Origin of the sequence: Pseudomonas sp. NPDC085632 (assembly GCF_044541255.1) — a bacterium.
Lineage (GTDB): Bacteria > Pseudomonadota > Gammaproteobacteria > Pseudomonadales > Pseudomonadaceae > Aquipseudomonas.
In genome coordinates, this window is the sequence record NZ_JBITSX010000087.1 from 1 (window position 1) to 5,227 (window position 5,227).

Here is a 5,227-nt window from a genome sequence, read left to right on the forward strand (position 1 = left end):
CGATGGTAGTGTGGGGTTTCCCCATGTGAGAGTAGGTCATCGTCAAGATTAAATTCCGAAACCCCAATTGCGAAAGCAGTTGGGGTTTTGTTTTGCCTGCAGGAAATGTATCTGCTTGATTTCTATGCAACGGCCCGGGGCATGGCTATTATTCGGGCCTCATTGTGAGGCGAGACCTGCATGCTGACGTTGTTGAACCTTCTGAAGGATGGTCGATTCCATTCTGGTCAGGATCTGGGGGTTGCCCTGGGAATAAGTCGAAGCGCTGTATGGAAACAGCTTCAGCATCTAGAGGCTGAGCTTGGCTTGTCCATTCATAAAGTTCGTGGGCGGGGTTATCAATTGGCTGCGCCATTGACACTTCTCGACTCTCGGGCGATATCGGCAATGGCGCCAGGTTGGCCAGTGACTGTCCTGGATTCAGTCGACTCGACAAATGCCGAGGCCTTGCGTTCGATCGGGCAAGGTAGTCTGGCGCCCTTTTTGGTGCTCGCGGAGCGACAAGTCTCTGGGCGTGGGCGAAGAGGTCGCAAATGGGTGAGTCCATTTGCCGAGAATCTCTATTACAGTCTTGTCCTGCGTATTGAAGGCGGAATGCGCCAGCTCGAGGGGTTGAGTCTTGTCGTGGGGTTGGCTGTCTTGCGGGCTCTGCGAAATTTTGGAGTGCCAAGTACCGGATTGAAGTGGCCCAACGATGTCTTGGTGGGCAACAAGAAAATCGCCGGCATTCTCCTTGAACTCGTCGGCGATCCGGCCGACGTTTGCCATGTTGTGCTGGGCATTGGCATTAACGTGAATATGCAACTATCGGATGAGGTCGATCAGCAATGGACATCTATCCGGCTTGAGTCAGGCAAAAGTAGTGATCGTAATGCCTTGGTGGTTGAGCTGAGCAAACAGTTAAGTGCTTACATCCGGCGCCACCAGGCGGATGGTTTCTCGGTTCTCCAGGCAGAATGGGAGGCCAATCATTTGTGGCAGGATCGGTCTGTATCGTTGATTGCGGGTTCCAGTCAGATAGATGGTGTTGTGCTCGGAATAGATAATCAGGGTGCGCTGCGCCTGAAGGTGGATGGCGTGGAAAAAGTCTTTAACGGTGGTGAGCTCAGCCTGAGGTTGCGTGATGATTCTTGAGCTCGACTGCGGGAACAGCTTTATTAAGTGGCGAGTGCTGAAGGCTGCGCCCGCGGCTCTCTTTTCTGAAGGGGTTGTCGACTCTGATCTGGCGTTACTTGAAAGTTTGAGATCCCTTGACGGGCTTTTGCTGCGCAAGTGCCGCGTGGTCAGCGTCAGGACTGCGGAAGAAACAGATGCATTAATCGATGCGATCAAGGGAGAGTTCGGTATTTCTGTGGTGTGTGCGAAGTCCGCCCGTGAAATGTCTGGCGTCAAAAATGGTTATGAAGACTATGAGCGTCTAGGGCTTGATAGGTGGTTGGCCATGCTGGGCGGGTTTCACCTTGCATCGGGCAGCGCTTGCCTTGTACTCGATTTTGGTACGGCGGTAACCGCTGACTTTATTGCTGCTGATGGTGAGCATCTGGGCGGTTTCATTTGTCCTGGTATGCCATTGATGCGCAATCAGTTGCGTACACATACCCGTAAGATTCGCTATGGAGATCTGGCGGCTGAGCGCGCGCTGTCCAGCAGTGCACCTGGGCGCACCACCGTTGAGGCGGTGGAGCGTGGCTGTTCGTTAATGTTGCGAGGGTTTGTGCTGACGCAGCTGGAAATGGCGAGCGCCTACTGGGGGGAAGAGTTCACAGTCTTTATAACTGGTGGTGATGCTGTATTGGTTGCAGATGTCGCGCCCGGGGCCAGAGTCATTCCTGACCTGGTATTTGTGGGTCTGGCTATGGCATGTCCTTTTTCCTGAGGTTTGTATGCGTTGGTTGTTTCTCCTGCTCATCGTTCTTAACGGTTTCTATTATGTCTGGCACCAGCAGGAAGCACCTTTGCGGGCGAAGGACGTAACGCGTCTCAGTTTGTACCGGGGTTCCCAGCAAGACATTCGCTTGCTTAGCGAAACGACAGGTGACGTTCGGGAAGGGCGAGGGGCTCGACGGCAGGAGTGTCTGTTCCTCGGTGGTTTTTCCCGACAGGAGTCACGTTCAGCTCTTCAGCAGCGTTTGGCCGAAATGGGGATCGACGTGCAATCTTCATCGAAGGATGTTTCAGGGGGCGGTTATTGGTTGTCTGTCGCGCCTCAGGGCCAGCGTTTGTTGGGTGATGCTCAGTTGCAGAACCTTTCCAACGAATTCAATGAGTTAAAACATAAAATAATGCTGTGTGAGGGGGTTGCACCTGCTGAATAGTTTGCATAGAATGGCGCCCGCTCCACAGCGAAGACCCAAACAGGTTTTCAATGTGAGGCGGTGTCAACGCAGCTAACCTCAGGTTTTTAAATGAGAAAATGCTTGACAGGGGTTTGGCATAGTATAGAATGCCGGCCTGATTAGGAGGGGTTCCCGAGCGGCCAAAGGGATCAGACTGTAAATCTGACGTCTACGACTTCGAAGGTTCGAATCCTTCTCCCTCCACCAGATTTAAGCGTGAGCTGCAGGCTCCGCGGGTATAGTTTAGTGGTAGAACCTCAGCCTTCCAAGCTGATGATGCGGGTTCGATTCCCGCTACCCGCTCCAAGTTTGCAGGTTGTGCAAAGTGTTTTGCTCTTGTAGCTCAGTTGGTAGAGCACACCCTTGGTAAGGGTGAGGTCAGCGGTTCAAATCCGCTCAAGAGCTCCATATAACAAGGCAGATATGAAAATATCTGCCTTTGTTTTAATGGTTGATATTGTTTGTCTAATTTCTTCTGTTGAGGGTGATATCGATGGCTAAGGAAAAATTTGATCGTTCCCTGCCCCACGTCAACGTTGGGACCATTGGTCACGTTGACCACGGTAAAACCACTCTGACTGCTGCTCTGACTCGCGTTTGCTCCGAGGTTTTCGGTTCTGCAATCGTTGACTTCGACAAGATCGACAGCGCGCCAGAAGAAAAAGCTCGCGGTATCACCATCAACACCGCACACGTTGAGTACAACTCGAAGATCCGTCACTACGCTCACGTCGACTGCCCAGGTCACGCTGACTATGTGAAGAACATGATCACCGGTGCTGCTCAAATGGACGGCGCTATTCTGGTTTGCTCGGCCGCTGATGGTCCGATGCCACAAACCCGTGAGCACATCCTGCTGTCCCGTCAGGTTGGCGTTCCGTACATCGTGGTTTTCCTGAACAAGGCTGACCTGGTAGACGACGCTGAGCTGCTGGAACTGGTTGAGATGGAAGTTCGCGACCTGCTGTCCACCTACGACTTCCCGGGCGATGACACTCCAATCATCATCGGTTCGGCTCGTATGGCTCTGGAAGGCAAAGACGACAACGAGATGGGCACCACTGCCGTCAAGAAGCTGGTTGAAACTCTGGACAGCTACATCCCAGAACCAGTGCGTGTAACCGACAAGCCGTTCCTGATGCCAATCGAAGACGTGTTCTCGATCTCGGGTCGCGGTACTGTTGTGACTGGTCGTATCGAGCGCGGTATCGTTCGCGTTCAAGATCCGCTGGAAATCGTTGGTCTGCGTGACACCACCGTTACTACTTGCACCGGTGTTGAAATGTTCCGCAAACTGCTCGACGAAGGTCGTGCTGGCGAGAACTGCGGCGTTCTGTTGCGTGGCACCAAGCGTGACGACGTTGAGCGTGGTCAGGTTCTGGTTAAGCCGGGTTCGGTTAAGCCGCACACCACGTTCACTGCAGAAGTTTACGTTCTGAGCAAGGAAGAAGGCGGTCGTCACACTCCGTTCTTCAAAGGCTACCGTCCACAGTTCTACGTCCGTACTACTGACGTGACTGGTAACTGCGAGCTGCCAGAAGGCGTTGAAATGGTAATGCCAGGTGACAACATTCAGATGACTGTTACTCTGATCAAAACCATCGCAATGGAAGATGGTTTGCGTTTCGCTATCCGTGAAGGCGGTCGTACCGTCGGCGCTGGCGTCGTAGCTAAAATCATCGAGTAAGTAGTTGTAATGTATTTTTCGGGCCGGCATAATGGTCGGCCTGATTTTGTTTTAGGTCAGTAGCTCAATTGGCAGAGCGACGGTCTCCAAAACCGTAGGTTGGGGTTCGATTCCCTCCTGACCTGCCAGATTCACTTGGTGTGTCTGGCTTTCTTTTCACAGGATCTTCATAGATGACTCCTAAAGCTGAAGCTCAAGGCTCTCGCTTCGATCTGCTCAAGTGGCTTGTAGTTGTCGCTTTGGTGGTTGTTGGCGTTGTTGGCAATCAGTATTACTCTGCTTCGCCGATCCTGTACCGTGTACTCGCTTTGCTTGTCATTGCTGCTGTAGCTGCCTTTGTAGGCCTGCAGACTGCGAAGGGCAAGTCTTTCTTTGTACTCGTTAAGGAAGCTCGCACCGAGATTCGTAAAGTCGTGTGGCCAACTCGCCAAGAAACCACGCAGACCACCCTTATTGTGGTGGCTGTTGTTCTGGTTATGGCGTTGCTGTTGTGGGGTCTTGATTCCCTGCTCGGCTGGCTTGTTTCCTTGATTGTCGGCTAAGGGTGTCCCGTGGCTAAGCGTTGGTATGTTGTGCATGCTTACTCGGGTTACGAGAAGCATGTGATGCGCTCGCTGGTCGAGCGCGTAAAGCTGGCTGGCATGGAAGATGGCTTCGGCGAGATTCTGGTTCCCACTGAAGAAGTGGTTGAAATGCGTAATGGCCAGAAGCGCAAGAGCGAACGCAAGTTCTTTCCAGGCTATGTGCTGGTTCAGATGGATATGAATGAGGGTACTTGGCACTTGGTCAAGGACACTCCTCGGGTGATGGGTTTTATCGGCGGTACTGCTGATAAGCCTGCGCCAATCACCGATAAAGAGGCAGAAGCAATTCTGCGTCGTGTTGCTGATGGTAGCGACAAGCCGAAGCCGAAGACTCTCTTCGAGCCAGGCGAGACGGTGCGAGTCAATGACGGTCCATTTGCAGATTTCAATGGCGTTGTTGAAGAAGTTAACTACGAAAAGAGCCGGATCCAAGTGGCAGTGCTCATTTTCGGTCGCTCTACTCCGGTAGAGTTGGAGTTCAGTCAGGTCGAAAAGGTCTAGCTGAACAAGCATCCCAACCCCGCAGCCCTAGGCTGTGGGGTTTTGTCGTCACTGGGATAAACGCGCAAGTAACCGGGGAGCCTTTCGTGGCGTTCGAACCCGTAATTGGAGTGCCTCAT

At 52.7% G+C, this 5,227-nt stretch carries 6 protein-coding genes and 4 tRNA genes; all 10 read left to right on the plus strand.

All coding sequences use genetic code 11. From position 1 onward, the window contains the following. The first annotated feature begins 180 nt into the window (after positions 1–180). The 10 genes from birA (at position 181) to nusG (ending at position 5,108) form a co-directional block, all read left to right on the plus strand. A complete protein-coding gene (birA, locus tag ACIF4X_RS28655) occupies positions 181–1,134 on the plus strand; it encodes a bifunctional biotin--[acetyl-CoA-carboxylase] ligase/biotin operon repressor BirA (RefSeq protein ID WP_397484638.1) in 954 nt (317 codons plus the stop codon). After that, positions 1,124–1,876 (plus strand): pantothenate kinase, encoded by a 753-nt coding sequence (locus ACIF4X_RS28660; protein WP_397484639.1) that lies wholly within the window; start codon positions 1,124–1,126, stop codon positions 1,874–1,876. The genes birA and ACIF4X_RS28660 overlap by 11 nt, the downstream gene beginning before the upstream one ends. 7 nt (positions 1,877–1,883) lie before the next feature. Beyond that, the gene (locus tag ACIF4X_RS28665; protein ID WP_397484640.1) at positions 1,884–2,315 is read left to right on the plus strand and encodes a hypothetical protein; all 432 of its coding nucleotides are present in this window, start codon (positions 1,884–1,886) and stop codon (positions 2,313–2,315) included. Between the two features lie 143 nt (positions 2,316–2,458). Then, a tRNA-Tyr gene (locus ACIF4X_RS28670) sits at positions 2,459–2,543 on the plus strand. Between the two features lie 25 nt (positions 2,544–2,568). Further along, positions 2,569–2,642: transfer RNA gene (locus ACIF4X_RS28675), tRNA-Gly, on the plus strand. 26 nt (positions 2,643–2,668) lie between these two features. Next, positions 2,669–2,744, plus strand: a tRNA-Thr gene (locus ACIF4X_RS28680). A gap of 85 nt (positions 2,745–2,829) precedes the next feature. After that, a complete protein-coding gene (tuf, locus tag ACIF4X_RS28685; protein WP_397484642.1) occupies positions 2,830–4,023 on the plus strand; it encodes an elongation factor Tu in 1,194 nt (397 codons plus the stop codon). Positions 4,024–4,076: 53 nt separating this feature from the next. Next, positions 4,077–4,151, plus strand: a tRNA-Trp gene (locus ACIF4X_RS28690). A 45-nt stretch (positions 4,152–4,196) separates the two neighbouring features. Continuing rightward, entirely contained in the window at positions 4,197–4,565 is a 369-nt protein-coding gene (gene secE / locus ACIF4X_RS28695; RefSeq protein ID WP_007916493.1) for a preprotein translocase subunit SecE, read from the plus strand. 9 nt (positions 4,566–4,574) lie between these two features. Further along, positions 4,575–5,108: a transcription termination/antitermination protein NusG gene (gene nusG / locus ACIF4X_RS28700; protein ID WP_007916492.1), complete on the plus strand. Its 534-nt coding sequence runs from the start codon at positions 4,575–4,577 to the stop codon at positions 5,106–5,108. The last annotated feature ends 119 nt before the right edge of the window (positions 5,109–5,227 follow it).

Coding starts and splice junctions, on each gene's coding strand:
- secE (WP_007916493.1), top strand. CDS start 4,197: ATGACTCCTAAAGCTGAAGCTCAAGGCTCTCGCTTCGATCTGCTCAAG.
- ACIF4X_RS28665 (WP_397484640.1), top strand. CDS start 1,884: ATGCGTTGGTTGTTTCTCCTGCTCATCGTTCTTAACGGTTTCTATTAT.
- ACIF4X_RS28660 (WP_397484639.1), top strand. CDS start 1,124: ATGATTCTTGAGCTCGACTGCGGGAACAGCTTTATTAAGTGGCGAGTG.
- tuf (WP_397484642.1), top strand. CDS start 2,830: ATGGCTAAGGAAAAATTTGATCGTTCCCTGCCCCACGTCAACGTTGGG.
- birA (WP_397484638.1), top strand. CDS start 181: ATGCTGACGTTGTTGAACCTTCTGAAGGATGGTCGATTCCATTCTGGT.